Source organism: Variovorax sp. FG153 (assembly GCF_057809595.1).
On record NZ_JBMDKG010000030.1, the window covers coordinates 1 to 16,064 of the forward strand.

The 16,064-nt window shown below is 66.5% G+C and carries 13 protein-coding genes; 7 read left to right on the top strand and 6 right to left on the bottom strand.

The window, feature by feature from the left end:
• Positions 1-2,750: ESPR-type extended signal peptide-containing protein (locus ACODT0_RS27060; RefSeq protein ID WP_489042767.1), on the bottom strand; the 2,750-nt coding region annotated here is incomplete at its 3' end.
• Between the two features lie 509 nt (positions 2,751-3,259).
• On the opposite strand from ACODT0_RS27060, the gene ACODT0_RS27065 reads away from it, so the two are divergent.
• Both ACODT0_RS27065 and ACODT0_RS27070 read left to right on the top strand, forming a co-directional pair.
• Positions 3,260-4,396 carry a DUF2827 domain-containing protein gene (locus ACODT0_RS27065; protein ID WP_489042768.1) on the top strand — a complete coding sequence of 379 codons (1,137 nt, stop codon included), beginning with the start codon at positions 3,260-3,262 and terminating at the stop codon, positions 4,394-4,396.
• 11 nt (positions 4,397-4,407) lie between these two features.
• The gene (locus ACODT0_RS27070; protein WP_489042769.1) at positions 4,408-5,271 is read left to right on the top strand and encodes a hypothetical protein; all 864 of its coding nucleotides are present in this window, start codon (positions 4,408-4,410) and stop codon (positions 5,269-5,271) included.
• Between the two features lie 96 nt (positions 5,272-5,367).
• On the opposite strand, the gene ACODT0_RS27075 is transcribed toward ACODT0_RS27070, so the two are convergent.
• The 5 genes from ACODT0_RS27075 to ACODT0_RS27095 all read right to left on the bottom strand — a co-directional run bounded on the left by ACODT0_RS27075 (position 5,368) and on the right by ACODT0_RS27095 (position 11,466).
• Entirely contained in the window at positions 5,368-7,953 is a 2,586-nt protein-coding gene (locus ACODT0_RS27075) for a bifunctional aconitate hydratase 2/2-methylisocitrate dehydratase (RefSeq protein WP_057595828.1), read from the bottom strand.
• Between the two features lie 112 nt (positions 7,954-8,065).
• Entirely contained in the window at positions 8,066-8,641 is a 576-nt protein-coding gene (locus tag ACODT0_RS27080; protein ID WP_057595827.1) for a hypothetical protein, read from the bottom strand.
• Positions 8,642-8,673: 32 nt separating this feature from the next.
• Positions 8,674-9,687 carry an HpcH/HpaI aldolase/citrate lyase family protein gene (locus tag ACODT0_RS27085; RefSeq protein ID WP_057595826.1) on the bottom strand — a complete coding sequence of 338 codons (1,014 nt, stop codon included), beginning with the start codon at positions 9,685-9,687 and terminating at the stop codon, positions 8,674-8,676.
• Entirely contained in the window at positions 9,684-10,466 is a 783-nt protein-coding gene (gene tam, locus ACODT0_RS27090; protein ID WP_093348765.1) for a trans-aconitate 2-methyltransferase, read from the bottom strand. The genes ACODT0_RS27085 and tam overlap by 4 nt, the downstream gene beginning before the upstream one ends.
• Positions 10,467-10,479: 13 nt before the next feature.
• Positions 10,480-11,466 carry a malate dehydrogenase gene (locus tag ACODT0_RS27095; protein WP_057595824.1) on the bottom strand — a complete coding sequence of 329 codons (987 nt, stop codon included), beginning with the start codon at positions 11,464-11,466 and terminating at the stop codon, positions 10,480-10,482.
• 208 nt (positions 11,467-11,674) lie between these two features.
• On the opposite strand from ACODT0_RS27095, the gene ACODT0_RS27100 reads away from it, so the two are divergent.
• From ACODT0_RS27100 to ACODT0_RS27120, 5 genes are all read left to right on the top strand, one after another.
• Positions 11,675-12,436, top strand: coding sequence for a GntR family transcriptional regulator (locus ACODT0_RS27100; protein ID WP_057595823.1), 762 nt, complete (start codon positions 11,675-11,677; stop codon positions 12,434-12,436).
• Positions 12,437-12,664: 228 nt separating this feature from the next.
• The gene (sdhC, locus tag ACODT0_RS27105; RefSeq protein ID WP_261208645.1) at positions 12,665-13,111 is read left to right on the top strand and encodes a succinate dehydrogenase, cytochrome b556 subunit; all 447 of its coding nucleotides are present in this window, start codon (positions 12,665-12,667) and stop codon (positions 13,109-13,111) included.
• 13 nt (positions 13,112-13,124) lie between these two features.
• Positions 13,125-13,490, top strand: a complete 366-nt coding sequence (gene sdhD / locus ACODT0_RS27110; protein ID WP_057595821.1) for a succinate dehydrogenase, hydrophobic membrane anchor protein — start codon at positions 13,125-13,127, stop codon at positions 13,488-13,490.
• 16 nt (positions 13,491-13,506) lie between these two features.
• Entirely contained in the window at positions 13,507-15,315 is a 1,809-nt protein-coding gene (gene sdhA / locus ACODT0_RS27115) for a succinate dehydrogenase flavoprotein subunit (RefSeq protein WP_261208647.1), read from the top strand.
• A 47-nt stretch (positions 15,316-15,362) separates the two neighbouring features.
• Complete coding sequence (locus ACODT0_RS27120) at positions 15,363-16,064, top strand: succinate dehydrogenase iron-sulfur subunit (RefSeq protein ID WP_057595819.1); 702 nt, start codon at positions 15,363-15,365, stop codon at positions 16,062-16,064.

Genomic DNA, 16,064 nt, shown 5'->3' on the forward strand with positions numbered 1-16,064 from the left:
AGGCTGCCGATGGAACTGGTCGCCGTGCTCAACCCGGTCGACGTCGAAGTCGACAGGCTCGACACGCTGCTGTTCGTCGTACTCAGACCCGACGACAGGCTGCCGATGCTGCTCGTGGCCGTGCTCAGGCCCGTCGAGGTGGAGGTCGACAGGCTGCTGATGGAACTGGTGGCGGTGCTCAGCCCTGTCGATGTCGAGGTCGACAGGCTCGACACCCGGCTGTTCGTCGTGCTCAGGCCCGACGACAGGCTGCCGATGCTGCTGGTCGCGGTGCTCAGGCCGGTCGAGGTCGAGGTCGACAGGCTGCCGATGCTGCTGGCGGTCGTGCTCATGCCCGTGCTCAGCTGCGCCACCGTCACGGCGTCCTGCAGCGCCGCACCATCGGCCACGTTGGTGATGCGCCGCAGGGCCGACGACGAGCCCACCGAGACTTCGGAGGCGGGTGCGTTGGTGCCGGTGAGGAAGCCGTTGCCGGTCGGCGCCTTGGCGCCCGTCACGCTGCCCGCGCCCAGCGCGACGCTGTTGGCATAAGCGGCGTTGGCGCCCGTGCCCATCGACACCGCGTTCGAGCCCAGGCTGATCGCGTTGGCGCCGAAGGCGATCGCCGCATCGGTGACCGACAGGTCCGCCGACTTGACGACGGCACCGTTGCCGATCGCGATGCTGCGGGTGGTCCGGTCGTCGGTCGTTGCATTGCCGCCGATCGCGATCGAGGCGTTCTGCGGCGCCACCCCGATCTGGTCGGCGGATGCGCCGGTACCCAGCGCGATGCTGCCGCCCCAGCTGTTCGCGTTCGTGCCGATCGCGATGGTGTTGACGTCGGTGTTCGAGCCGATGGCGGCGTTCTTGCCGATGGCGATGGCGCCGTCCGCGATGGAACGCGCGTTGGTGCCAAGCGCCAGCGAGTCGGCACCCGTGGCGATCGACACGGTGCCGATCGCCACGGCGTTGGCAGCCACGGCATTGGCGGTGTTGCCGATGGCGACGCTGCCCGTGTTGCCGGCAGCCACGTCGCGCCCGAGCGCCACGCTTCTGTTGCCGAATGCATTGGCGGCGGTGCCCAAGGCCGTGGCAGAAGATCCGGTCGCTTGCGAGAACGTGCCGACCGCCACCCCTCCGGACTGATTGGCCGTGGAAAGGGCCCCAAGAGCCAGGCTGCTGCCTCCCAAGGCGTTCGCGCTATACCCCATGGCCAACGCGTTGTCGCCTGCGGTGGCGATCGCGCCGATCGCCACCCCCTGCGTCGCCAGGGCGCGGCTGTTGAGCCCGATCGCCGTCGAATTGAGGCCTTGGGCGCTGGCAGCCTGGCCGATGGCGGTGGAACTCATGCCAGCAGCGTTGGAGCCGGTTCCGATCGCGGTACCGAAGGTGTTGGCCCGTACGCCCGAACCGATCGCGACGCCTTCGGTGCCATAGGCATTCGCCACATTACCGATCGCCACGGTGCCGTTCGCGGTAGCGTTCGAGGTGCTGCCCAGCGCGATGGCGGCCGTGCCGATTGCATTGTTGGCGTTACCGACCGCGAGCGCTCCGGTCCCGTTGGCCGTGTTGTCGGCGCCCACGGCCACCGCTCCTGTGCCAGTGGCAGTGTTCGGATCGCCGATTGCCACCGCGCCGTCGCCGGTCGCCTTCTGATTGCGGCCGATCGCCACGGCGCCGCCGTTCGCACTGCCGCCGTTGGCCGTGGTCCCGCTGGAGCCGATCGCCACGTTGCGGCCCGTCGCGCCGCTGGTCACGCCATCGCCCTGCGCGATGCCGAAGGCGCCGTTGACCACGGCGCCGCGTCCCACCGCGATGCCGGAGGTGGCGGCCGCCACGACCGAGGACTGCCCGCCGATGGCGATGCCGTCGGTCGCCGCCGAGGTGGCCACGCCGTTCGCGTTGCTGCCGATGGCGATCGAACCGTTGTTCGAAGCAAGGGAACCGTTGCCAGCCGCCAGCGAGTTCTGACCGGAGGCGGTCGCGCCGACGCCGAAGGCGGTGGCGCCATCCGCCGATGCCGTCGTGCCGTTGTTGCCGATCGCGAGCGTGTTCTTGCCCGACGCGGTGGTCTGGCCGCCGACGGCGGTCGAGTCCTGCCCCGTGGCCTTGGCGCTGGTGCCGATGGCGGTCGAATCGCCCAGGCTTGCAGCCGTGCCCGTGGCCAGCGCTCCGGAGCCGATCGCCAGGTTCGACGAGCCAAGGGCCGCCGCGTTGGCGTTCGGGCCGATCGCGATGGCCGATGGCCCCAGCGCATTGGCGGAGTAGCCGATCGCGAGGCTGGTACCGCCGCTGGCCACGGAGTTGTGACCCATCGCCACGCTGCTGATGCCGGAGGCGTTGGCCTGCAAGCCGAAGGCCGAGGCGAACTGCGCGGCAGTCGACCCCATGCCGTACATGCTGGCGCCCTTGCCCGTGGCTCTGGTAAACGACCCGAACAGCGTCACGCCCAGGAAGCCGCCACCGTTGGCCGAGCACCCGCCCACCACCGTCGAGTACACGCCGGAGCCGTCGACCGGATCGACCGTCGCCGGGTAGGCCTTGCCATCGGGGCCGGTGTTCGCACCCGTGTTGCAGGCGCCGTTCGGCGGTCCGACGATGTAGGCGTTCGCGCTCTCCATCAAACCGAAGGACGCCAGGGCGACGCTCAGCACGGCACCCGAGATCACGGCAGCCGAACTGCTGCGCTTGCCTCGGGCGGAAGTGATTTCCGAAGCAGCCACCCATGCACCTAGCGACTCATTCCAGATACTTCTATATGACTTGTTCATTGACTGCCAACTGCGTGTGGAATCTCGGGACCGGCGCGGGAGGTCCCGGAAAAAATGTGAAAGGGTCGTGCTTGACGCTCGTCGCCGAGATCTCAATCACCGCGCTGTTCACAAGAGCGGTGGAATGTACATACTTGTTTACATTCGAAATGCATCGAGAAAAATTGCTTGAAAAATTTCGATGATTTAGTTCACAGAACAGCGTGAAATTAACATTCACACTGATTAACAATTGTCTCCGGATAGTCTCTTGGCTGCGAAAACATAGAATCTCGATGCCAGCCAAAACCAGTGACAGTCACGCCGCAAGCCCATGTTTCGTAAGGACTTTTTCTCAATCGTATGGAATTAATTCACATCGCCATCGCAGCGCATGGCTTGATGAATTGAGCGGAATCGCTCTCGATGCCAGTCCAATGTGGAACTTGTTCACATAACAACTTATTCACCTGTGATTTATTTCTCACCACAAAGCACAGGCGGCATCAATTAACAATTGAGCAACAAAAGTGAATTCAACCAACCGCCTCCGCATCGGCATCACCATCGGCCTCCACCACGAAGCCGAAACCCTCTGGAACAACGGCATCAAGCAGAACGCCGTGTTTCTGGCCGAGGCGCTCAAGCACTGCCCGGGCGTGGCCTCGGTGGTGCTGGTCAACACCACGGCCACGCCGATCACGTCGGCCCTGCCCTGGGACCAGGCGCGCTGGCCCACGACGAACTTCGAGGGAGCGAAGGACAGCGTCGACGTGCTGATCGAGCTGGGCGGCCAGATCGACCACCTGCAGACCGACTACCTCAAGCAGCGCAGCGCCCGGCTGGTGTCGTACTGCTGCGGCTTCGAGTACGTGCACGCGATGGAGTCGATGCTGTTCAACAAGCCGCTATGGGGCCGTAACCTGTTCGTCAACCAGCGCTACGACGACATCTGGATGGTTCCGCAGGTGGCGCACATCAGCCAGCCCTACTTCGAGGTGCTGCGCCGGATCGAGGCGCGCGCTGTGCCCTTCGTCTGGAGCCCGGTGTTCCTCGAGGAGCGCACGCGCGGATTGCCCGAGGGCGGCGTCTACCAGCCGCGCGTCGGCCCGCGGCGCCTCAGCGTGATGGAGCCGAACATCAACGTGGTGAAGTTCTGCCTCTACCCGATCCTGGTCGCCGAACTGGCCTACCGCGCGCGGCGCGAGGCGATCGCGCTGCTGCAGGTGGCCAACGCCGAGAAGATGGCGCGCGAGAACATGGAATTCATCACCCTGATGAACCAGCTCGATCTGGTGCGCGAGCACAAGGCCGTGTTCCTGGGCCGGCACGACACGCCGACCTTCCTGGCGCAGAACACCGACATCGTGATCTCGCACCAGTGGGAGAACCCGCTCAACTACTTCTACCTTGAGACCTGCTGGCAGGGCTATCCGCTGGTGCACAACGCCCACCTGTGCGCGGACCTCGGCTACTACTACGAAGCCAACGACGTGGCCGCGGGCAGCGCGCGCGTGCTCGAGGCGATCGACACGCACGATGCGCAGTCGCTCGCCTACCGCGAGCGCCAGCGCGGCCTGATCGACCGCTACCTGCCCGGCAACGCGGCCGCCACCGAGGTGTACAACACGCTGCTGCTCGGCCTGATGCAGCGCCCCGCCCGATAACCGGAGCCGCCATGCTCGAACCCTCCGCCCTCCAGCGCTTCTTTCCCGTGATCGTCACGCCGAGCCACGACGGCAAGTTCTTCCAGAACTACGTGATGTCGATGATGAACTTCGCCATCGAGGCCGAGCGCGCCGGCATGCGCATGCAGGTGCTGTTCCACCAGGGCGAAAGCCTCGTGACCCGGGCGCGCAACAACTGCGTGGCCCAGTTCCTCGCCAACCCGGAATGGACCCATCTGTTCTGGATCGACGCGGACATCGGCTTTTCGGCGCAGGCGGCGTTCCGGCTGCTGCTCTCGGACTACGACATCGCGGCCGGCGTCTATCCGCTCAAGCGCGAGGACTGGCCGCACGAAGGCGTCGCGGCCGGCACCACGCGCGCGCAGTTCGAAGCGACGTTCACGCGCTACACCGTCAACGCCAACGCCTCCGAGATCAGCGGCAAGGTCGAGCTCGAGGTGCAGCCCGACGGCTTCATGAAGATGACCGAGGCGCCCACGGGCTTCATGGCGATCAAACGCGGCGTGTTCGAGCGGCTGATGGCGAGCTATCCCGAGCTCAGCTACGTGCCCGACAGCATCGGCGAGGCCGACCTCGGCCTGCACTACCGCTTCTTCGACGTGATGATCGACCCCGTGACGCGCCGCTACCTCTCGGAAGACTACGGCTTCTGCCGCCTCTGGTCGGGCCTGGGCGAGGCGATCCACATCGACGCCAACTCCAACCTCACGCACCAGGGCGCCAAGCTCTACCGCGGCGACTTCGCGACCTCGCTCACGACCTCGCTGCCGCACGCGGTGGGCGGACCCGCGGGCGCGGCGATGGAACTCAAGGGCACGCAGTACCTGAGCCCGAACCGCCCCCCGGCGCTCTGAATGCCAGCGCGGGCGCCATGAAAAAAGCCCCGCGGATGCGGGGCTTCGTCGACGCGGGCCGGGCCGGCCCGGGGACCGTCCGGCCTGTCTTCAGACTCAGGCCGTGACCGAATCCGCCACGCCCTTGTAGTCCTCGATCTTGTCGAAGTTCAGGTACTGGTAGATCTGCGCGCTGGACGCATCGAGCACGCCGGCGCTGGCCATGTACTCTTCCTTGGTCGGAATGCGGCCGAGGCGCGAGCAAATGGCGGCCAGCTCGGCCGAACCCAGGTACACGTTGGTGTTCTTGCCCAGGCGGTTCGGGAAGTTGCGGGTGCTGGTCGACATGACCGTGGCGCCTTCGCGCACCTGGGCCTGGTTGCCCATGCACAGCGAGCAGCCCGGCATCTCGGTGCGGGCACCGGCATTGCCGAACACGCCGTAGTGGCCTTCCTCGGTCAGCTGCTGCGCGTCCATCTTGGTCGGCGGCGCGATCCACAGCTTGACCGGGATGTCGCGCTTGCCTTCGAGCAGCTTCGACGCGGCGCGGAAGTGGCCGATGTTGGTCATGCACGAGCCGATGAACACTTCGTCGATCGCGGCACCGGCCACGTCGCTCAGCGTCTTCACGTCGTCCGGGTCGTTCGGGCAGGCCACGATCGGTTCGTGGATCTCCGCCAGGTCGATCTCGATGACGGCGGCATAGTCGGCGTCGGCATCGCCCTTGAGCAATTGCGGGTCCTTGAGCCAGGCTTCCTGCGCGGCGATGCGGCGTGCCAGCGTGCGGGCATCCGCGTAGCCTTCGGCAATCATCCACTTCATCAGCGTGATGTTGCTGTTGATGTATTCGATGATCGGTTCCTTGTTCAGGTGCACCGTGCAGCCGGCGGCCGAGCGTTCGGCCGAGGCGTCGCTGAGCTCGAAGGCTTGTTCGACCTTGAGGTCGGGCAGGCCTTCGATCTCGAGGATGCGGCCCGAGAAGATGTTCTTCTTGCCTTGCTTGGCCACCGTCAGCAGACCCGACTTGATGGCGTACAGGGGAATCGCGTTGACCAGGTCGCGCAGCGTGACGCCGGGCTGCATCTTGCCCTTGAAGCGCACCAGCACCGACTCGGGCATGTCCAGCGGCATCACGCCGGTGGCGGCCGCGAAGGCCACGAGGCCCGAGCCCGCCGGGAAGCTGATGCCGATCGGGAAGCGGGTGTGGCTGTCGCCGCCGGTGCCCACGGTGTCGGGGGTCAGCAGGCGGTTGAGCCAGCTGTGGATCACGCCGTCGCCCGGGCGCAGCGAAACGCCGCCGCGGTTGGCCATGAACTCGGGGAGTTCATGGTGCATCTTGACGTCGACCTTCTTCGGGTACGCCGCCGTGTGGCAGAACGACTGCATCACGAGGTCGGCCGAGAAGCCCAGGCAGGCCAGGTCCTTCAGCTCGTCGCGCGTCATCGGGCCGGTGGTGTCCTGCGAGCCGACCGAAGTCATCTTGGGTTCGCAGTACGTGCCCGGGCGCACGCCCTGGCCTTCGGGCAGGCCGCAGGCGCGGCCGACCATCTTCTGTGCCAGCGAGAAGCCCTTCTTGGTGTCGACCGGGCTTTGCGGCAGGCGGAACAGCGTGGAGACCGGCAGGCCCAGCGCTTCGCGCGCCTTGGCCGTGAGGCCGCGGCCGATGATCAGCGGAATGCGGCCGCCGGCGCGCACTTCGTCGAACAGCACGTCGCTCTTCACGGTGAATTCGGCGATGACCTGGCCGTCCTTCAGGGCCTTGCCTTCGTAGGGACGCAGCTCGACCACGTCGCCCATGTTCATCTGCGTCACGTCGAGCTCGATCGGCAGCGCGCCCGAGTCTTCCATCGTGTTGTAGAAGATCGGCGCGATCTTGCCGCCGAGGCAGACGCCGCCGAAGCGCTTGTTGGGCACGAACGGGATGTCCTCGCCGGTGAACCACAGCACCGAGTTGGTCGCGCTCTTGCGCGACGAACCCGTGCCGACCACGTCGCCGGCGTAGGCCACGAGGTGGCCGCGCGCGCGCAGGTCCTCGATGAACTTCACCGGGCCGCGCTTGCCGTCTTCCTCGGGAACGATGCCGGGGCGCGCGTTCTTGTGCATCGCCAGGGCGTGCATCGGGATGTCGGGACGCGTGGTCGCGTCGGGCGCGGGCGACAGGTCGTCGGTGTTGATCTCGCCGGCCACCTTGAAGATGCTGACGGTGATGCTCTGCGGCACTTCGGGACGGCTGGTGAACCACTCGGCATCGGCCCAGCTCTGCAGCACGCCCTTGGCGTTGGCATTGCCCTTGTCGGCCTTTTCCTTGACGTCGTGGAACTGGTCGAACATCAGCAGCGTCTTCTTGAGGCCCTCGGCCGCGACGGCGCCGACTTCGGCGTCGTCCAGCAGGTCGATCATGGGGCTGATGTTGTAGCCGCCGAGCATCGTGCCGAGCAGTTCGGTGGCACGGGCGCGCGTGATGAACGCGCTCTTCTCGGTGCCATGCGCCACGGCCGCGAGATAGCTGGCCTTGACCTTGGCGGCGTCGTCCACGCCCGCGGGCACGCGGTGGGTCAGCAGGTCGAGCAGGAAGGCACCGTCCTTTTCGTTCGCGCTCTTGAGGAGCTCGATCGCTTCAGAGGTCTGCTTCGCGCTCAGGGGCAGCGGCGGGATACCGAGCGCGGCGCGCTCGGCGACATGGTCAACGTAGGCTTGCAACATCTTCTTTTCTCCGGAAACTTGGGGCTGGAGGGCATGCGGCGCGGTGTTCGACCCGCCGTCCGGCCTTCGCCGGTCGGCAAGCAAGAGCCGCGCCGTCCCTCGTGGGGTCGACTTACTTCTTGTCGCCGTCAGCGCCTTCGAAAAGGCTCTTCGGCGGGTTCTTCTTCATTTCTTCGGCAAAGGCGATCTGGGCCGGCGTCTGGCATTCGTCGGCGATGCGCAGGCCTGCCTTCTGGTTCATCAGCATCGACTTGTTGCCCAGCTGCAGCCACATGGCGCCGGCACGGGGGTCTTCGAGGCGGATGGCGCCGGTGCGGCTTTCGACCGGGTGCATGCGGTAGCGCAGGCCCTTGGTGGTCACGGTGAAGAAGCCGGGCTTCTTCTCGTCCTCGGTCACGGTCACGTCGGCGCCGAGTTCGCACTGGGCCTTGCCGGTCGACACGCGCTTGGCGACCTCGAGGTCGGACTCGGTGAGCACGATGTTGGTGTCGTCGCTGATCGGCGTGACTTCCTCGACGGCCTTGGCGGCCTTGCGGGTGACCTGGCGCTTGGGCGGTGCCTTCTTGGCTTCGGCGGACTTGGCGGCGGGCTTGGCAGCGGCCGGCTTGGCGGGCGTGCTGCTGCTCTGGGCCAGCGCACCGAACGGCAGAGCCAGGGCCACTGCGGCGATCAGGGCGATTTTCTTCATGTGAGGGTTTCCTTGAGGCTGGTTCGGAGGTTTCAGGAGACCGCGGGCGTCAGCCAGGCCTGGGCCTCTGGCGGCAACGCGCGCCCTGTTGCGTGGGCACGCGTCAGTACCTGCCAGAAATGACGGTAGCTCGCGCGGTCGTGCAATGTGCCATCAATTTGTGTCGGCGCCCAATCCGCGGCCGCCGCCTTGACCAGGATATTTGTGGCAATTTGAATCTGCGCCTCGTCGGGCGCGAAGGCCTCGAGGATCGGCCGGATCTGGTTCGGATGGATGCTCCACATGCGCGTGTAGCCGAATTCGCGGGCCGCCTTGCGGGCCGCGGTGCGCATGGCGTCCATGTCGTTGAACTCGGTCACCACGCAGTGCGAGGGCACCTTGCCGTGCGCATGCGCGGCCGAGGCGATCGCCAGCTTGGCGCGCACCACCAGCGGATGCGTGAACTGGCCCGCGGCGCCCATGCCCTCGGCGGGGATGGCACCGGCGTGGGCCGAGACGAAGTCCATCAGGCCGAAGCTCAGCGACTGCACGCGCGGATGGGCGGCGATGTCGAAGGCGTTGTGCACGGCCAGGGGCGATTCGATCAGCACGTGCAGCGGCAGCGTTTCCGCATCGGCGGCATCGAGCGCGGCCACGGCCTGCTCGACATCGGCCACCGACTCGACCTTCGGCACCATCAGGTGGCTCAGCCGCTGGCCGGCACGGCCCGCGATGGTGACCACGTCGCCCGCGAAGGCCGGGTGGTCGACCGGGTGCACGCGCACGCCGACGCGCATGCCGGGCCTGGCGGCCAGCGCCAGCTCGGTGACCAGCGCGGCATGCTCGGCCTCGCCGCCCACCGGGGCGCCGTCCTCGCAGTCGAGGGTGACGTCGAACACGCAGGCGCCGAACTCCTCGGCCATCTCGGCCTGGAGCGCGAGGCTCTTCTTCATGCGCGCCTCGACGCCGCTGTAGTGGTCGCACACCGGCAGGCTGACGGCGCCGGCCTGCGCGCCGAGCAGCACCTGGGCGGGATGGGCGGGGGCGCGTTCGCTCACGGTGGTCACGCCTTCTTCTGCGCCACGATGAACATGCGCGGGAAGGCCAGCAGCCGCTTGCCGTCGGTGCGTGCCGGGTAGGCCTCGTTCACGCGGCGCTCGTATTCGGCCAGGTAGCTGGCCTGCAGGTCGGGCGGCAGCCGGTCGACGAAGGGCTTCAGGCCCGTGCCGCGCACCCATTCGACGATGGAGGCGGCATCGGCCATGCGGTGCTGGTAGATCGTGTGCCAGACATCGACGTTGGCCGCGCGCGGCGCGAGCAGGTCGTAGTAGCCGCCCAGCGGCAGCAGCCTGGTGCGCAGCCGGTCGGCATCGCCGATGGGCTCGGCCCAGGGTGCTTCGGCCGCGAGCGCGCGCATCAGGCGGTGCGTGGGTTCCTGGCGGTTGTCGGGCATCTGGATGGCCAGCACGCCGCCGGGGGCGAGCGCGTCGAACAGGCGCGGGATCAGCGTTTCGTGATCGGGCACCCATTGCAGCGACGCGTTCGCATAGATGAGGTCGGGCGCCGCTTCCGCGGAAGGCGCCCAGGTCGCGATGTCGCTCAGCTCGAAGCGCGCGCCGGGCAGGCGCTCGCGCGCGCTGACCAGCATGGCTTCGGAGTTGTCGGTCCCGAGGGCCTGGGCCTTCGGGAACCGGTGGACCAGCAGCTCGGTGGAGTTGCCCGGACCGCAGCCGAGGTCGACCACGCGGGCCGCCTCCGCCAGAGGCACCCGCGCCAGGAGTTCCTGTGCGGGGCGGGTGCGCTCGTCCTCGTAGCGACGATAGAGCGCGGGGTTCCAGTCGAGCATGCCGGTGCCTGGCTTACAGCAGGTGGGCGACGCCGGCCTGCTCGTCCTGCAGTTCCTTGAGCGTCTTGTTGATGCGTTCCTGGCTGAATTCGTCGATGGCCAGGCCTTCGACCAGCTTGTATTCGCCGTTTTCGGTGGTGACCGGGAAGCCGAAGATCACGTCCTTCGGAATGCCGTACTGGCCGTCCGACGGGATGCCCATCGTGACCCACTTGCCGTTCGAGCCCAGGGCCCAGTCGCGCATGTGGTCGATGGCGGCGTTGGCGGCCGAGGCGGCCGACGACAGGCCGCGCGCTTCGATGATCGCGGCGCCGCGCTTGCCGACGGTGGGCAGGAAGGTGTCGGCATTCCAGACCTGGTCGTTGATCAGGTCCTTGACGCTCTTGCCGCCGACGGTGGCGAAGCGGTAGTCGGCGTACATCGTGGGCGAGTGGTTGCCCCAGACGGTGAGCTTCTCGATGTCGCCCACGGCGGTGCCGGTCTTGGCGGCGATCTGGCTGGCGGCACGGTTGTGGTCCAGGCGCAGCATGGCGGTGAAGTTCTTGCGCGGCAGGTCCGGCGCGCTCTTCATGGCGATGTAGGCGTTGGTGTTGGCCGGGTTGCCGACCACCAGCACCTTGACGTCGCGGCTGGCGACGGCGTTGAGCGCCTTGCCCTGGGCCGTGAAGATCTGCGCGTTGGCGGCCAGCAGGTCGGCGCGCTCCATGCCGGGGCCGCGCGGACGGGCACCCACGAGCAGCGCGTAGTCGGCGTCCTTGAAGGCCACCAGCGGGTCGCCGCTGGGGATCACGCCGGCCAGCAGCGGGAAGGCGCAGTCCTCGAGCTCCATGATCACGCCCTTGAGCGCCTTCTGGGCCTTCTCGTCGGGGATTTCGAGCAATTGCAGGATGACCGGCTGGTCCTTGCCGAGCATTTCGCCGGACGCGATACGGAACAACAGGGCATAACCGATTTGACCGGCGGCACCGGTGACGGCAACGCGGACGGGCTTTTTGCTCATGGGAAGACTCCAGAAGTGATGTGACGGTGTCGACGCACGCGCGAGACGCGGCGGCGGAAGTCTCGCGGGGCGGCCGGAAGGTCCGAAACGGGCCGGACGGCCGCGGCGCGGGAACGGCGGGCATTTTAAGCCGATTCGATGAGCCCCGTCTTATGTCTTATATAAGATATCCTCCGGGTTCCGCTACGGCGCTTACCCACGCCCTGCCATGAACAGCCCCACCACCACCCTCGACGAGCCCACCACGCCCTCGTTCAGCCCGCTCTACCAGCAGATCAAGACCCTGATCCTGCAGAGCCTGCAGGCGGGCGAGTGGAAGCCGGGCGAGCCGATCCCGAGCGAGATGGACCTGGCCGTGCGCTTTCGCGTCAGCCAGGGCACGGTGCGCAAGGCGATCGACGAACTCGCGGCCGAGAACCTCGTGGTGCGGCGCCAGGGCAAGGGCACCTTCGTCGCCACGCATGCCGAGCAGCATGTGCAGTACCGCTTCCTGAAGCTGGTGCCCGACACCGGCCATCCGAACGCGGAAGGTCCGGCCGAACGCACCATCGTCGACTGCAAGCGCCTGCGCGCCTCGGCCGACGTGGCGCGCGCACTGGGCCTGCGCACCGGCGACGCCGTGCTGCAGGTGCGGCGCGTGCTCGCCTACGGCGGCGTGCCGACCATCCTCGAGGACCTCTGGCTGCCGGGCACGCCGTTCAAGGGCCTCACGGCCGAGCGGCTGCGCGCCTGGCCCGGTCCGATGTACGCGCTGTTCGAAACCGAATTCGGCGTGCGCATGGTGCGCGCCGAAGAGAAGATCCGCGCGGTGCTGCCCGATGCCGAACAGGCGCAGCTGCTCGACGTCACGCCGCAGATGCCGCTGCTGAGCGTCGAACGCGTGGCCCACACGTACCACGACATGCCGATGGAACTGCGCCGCGGTCTCTATCGCACCGACACGCACCACTATCGCAACCAGCTCGGCTGAATGCGCCTCACGATGGACCATGCAACGAATACGCTTCGAGCCGCCGTGCAGCGCGCGCAACACGCTATGAAGTCAAGAGCATCCGACTGCGGCGGTGCGTCGACGCGAGCGCGACCGATGCGCGATGGTGCATTGCAATAGAATTTTGCGTTGTTTGCATTTCCCGAAGAGAAAACAAAAGCGTTCGCTCTCAGAACAAGTCAATCAACAAGCCACGAAAGCCCCTCCATGACAGAGCTTGCATCCTCCTCCACACCACGGCGTCGCGAATTCCGCAACATCAACGCCTTCACCGATCTCACGACCTACCGTCTGCCTCCGGCCGGCATCGTGTCGATCCTGCACCGCGTCAGCGGCGCGCTGATGTTCCTGCTGCTGCCGTTCATCATCTGGATGTTCGACACCTCGCTCTCGTCCGACTATTCGTTCGCCAAGTTCAAGGCCGCCTTCAACAGCGGCCTTGGTTTCGTTCCGGGCTGGTTTTTCAAGCTCGTGGTGCTCGCGCTGATCTGGGCCTACCTGCACCACTTCATCGCCGGCGTGCGCCACCTCTGGATGGACGTGAGCCACAAGGCCGTGACCAAGGAGTTCGGCAAGAGCTCGGCCATCTTCACGCTGGCCGCGAGCGTCCTGCTGACCGTCGTGCTCGGCGCCAAGCTGTTCGGCCTGTACTGAGAAGGAGCCTGAAATGTCTGTGAACTACGGCTCCAAGCGCATCGTCGTCGGCGCGCACTACGGTCTGCGCGACTGGCTCAGCCAGCGCGTCACGGGCGCCCTGATGGCGCTCTTCACGATCATCCTGCTGGCGCAGCTGATCTTCACGCGCGGCCCGATCGGCTACGACCTGTGGGCCGGCATCTTCGCCGCCCAGTGGATGAAGGTCCTGACCTTCTGCGTCATCGTGTCGCTGCTCTATCACGTGTGGGTCGGCATGCGCGACATCTGGATGGACTACATCCAGCCCGTCGCGATCCGCCTCGTGCTCCAGATCTTCACCATCGTCTGGCTGGTCGGTTGTGCGGGTTGGGCCATTCAAGTGCTTTGGAAAATCTGACGACCCCATCCCCACCATGACCTACACAAAAGAACAAATCACCAAGCGCAAGTTCGACGTCGTGATCGTCGGTGCCGGCGGTTCCGGCATGCGCGCCTCGCTGCAACTTGCGCGCGCGGGCCTCAACGTGGCCGTGCTCTCCAAGGTGTTCCCCACCCGTTCGCACACCGTCGCTGCGCAAGGCGGCGTGGGCGCCTCGCTCGGCAACATGAGCGAGGACAACTGGCACTACCACTTCTACGACACGATCAAGGGTTCCGACTGGCTCGGCGACCAGGACGCGATCGAGTTCATGTGCCGCGAGGCACCGAAGGTCGTGTACGAGCTCGAGCACTTCGGCATGCCCTTCGACCGCAACCCCGACGGCACGATCTACCAGCGTCCGTTCGGCGGCCACACGGCCAACTACGGCGAGAAGCCCGTGCAGCGCGCCTGCGCCGCGGCCGACCGCACCGGCCACGCGATGCTGCACACGCTCTACCAGAAGAACGTGGAAGCGCGCACCCAGTTCTTCGTCGAATGGATGGCACTCGACCTGATCCGCGACGACGAAGGCGACGTGGTCGGCGTGACCGCGCTCGAGATGGAAACCGGCGACCTGCACATCCTGCAGGCCAAGACCGTGCTGCTGGCCACCGGCGGCGCGGGCCGCATCTTCCAGGCCTCGACCAACGCCTTCATCAACACCGGCGACGGCCTCGGCATGGCCGCGCGCTCGGGCATCCCGCTGCAGGACATGGAGTTCTGGCAGTTCCACCCGACCGGCGTGGCCGGCGCGGGCGTGCTGCTGACCGAAGGCTGCCGCGGCGAAGGCGCGATCCTGCTCAACAGCAACGGCGAACGCTTCATGGAGCGCTACGCGCCCACGCTGAAGGACCTGGCACCGCGCGACTTCGTCTCGCGCTCGATGGACCAGGAGATCAAGGAAGGCCGCGGCTGCGGTCCCAACAAGGACTACGTGCTGCTGAAGCTCGACCACCTCGGTGCCGAGACCATCCACAAGCGCCTGCCTTCGGTGTACGAGATCGGCGTCAACTTCGCCAACGTCGACATCACCAAGGAGCCGATCCCCGTGGTGCCCACCATCCACTACCAGATGGGCGGCATCCCGACCAACATCAACGGTCAGGTCGTGATCCAGAAGGGCGAGGACAACAGCGCCGTCGTCAACGGTCTCTACGCCGTGGGCGAATGCTCGTGCGTGAGCGTGCACGGCGCCAACCGCCTGGGCACCAACTCGCTGCTCGACCTCTTGGTGTTCGGCCGCGCGGCCGGCAACCACATCGTCGAGTTCAACGACAAGCTGAAGGAACACAAGCCGTTGCCGGCCAATGCCGCCGACCGCACGCTCGAGCGCCTCAACGAACTGCAGAACTCCACCGGCGGCGAGTACGCGCAGGACGTGGCCAACCAGATCCGCTCGACCATGCAGCAGCACGCGGCGGTGTTCCGCAAGCAGGCCTCGATGGACGAAGGCGTGGTCAAGATCGCCGAAGTGCGCGAGCGCGTGAAGGCCATCGGCCTGAAGGACAAGTCCAAGGTGTTCAACACCGCGCGCATCGAGGCACTGGAAGTCGACAACCTGATCGAAGTGGCGCAGGCCACCATGGTCTCGGCCGCGGCCCGCAAGGAATGCCGCGGTGCCCACACCGTCGAGGACTACGAGCGCCCGGCCGACGATCCGGTCGCGCCGCTGGGCCGCGACGATGCCAACTGGATGAAGCACACGCTCTGGTACAGCGCCGACAACCGCCTCTCCTACAAGCCCGTCAAGCTGCAGCCGCTCACGGTCGCCTCGGTTCCGCCGAAGGTTCGCACCTTCTAAGCGCCAGCTCAGATCAGCCACGTAAAAGCATTCACAAGGTCACAACGATGAAGCGCACATTCCAGATCTACCGCTACGACCCGGACAAGGACGCGAAGCCCTACATGCAGACCATCGAGATCGAACTCGACGGCCACGAACGCATGCTGCTCGACGCCCTGATGAAGCTCAAGGCGCAGGATCCGACGCTGTCGTTCCGCCGCTCGTGCCGCGAAGGCGTCTGCGGTTCCGACGCGATGAACATCAACGGCAAGAACGGTCTGGCCTGCCTGACCAACATGAACACGCTCAAGGGCACCGTGGTGCTCAAGCCGCTGCCCGGCCTGCCGGTGATCCGCGACCTGATCGTCGACATGACCCAGTTCTTCAAGCAGTACAACTCGATCAAGCCGTACCTGCAGAACGACACCGTGCCGCCCGAGAAGGAGCGCCTGCAGTCGCCCGAAGAGCGCGAGGAGCTCAACGGCCTGTACGAGTGCATCCTGTGCGCGAGCTGCTCGACGAGCTGCCCGAGCTTCTGGTGGAACCCCGACAAGTTCGTGGGCCCGGCCGGCCTGCTGCAGGCCTACCGCTTCATCGCCGACAGCCGCGACGAAGCCACCGCCGAGCGCCTCGACAACCTCGAGGACCCGTACCGCCTGTTCCGCTGCCACACGATCATGAACTGCGTCGACGTGTGCCCGAAGAGCCTGAACCCGACCATGGCCATCGGCAAGATCAAGGAACTGATGGTGCGTCGCGCCATCTGA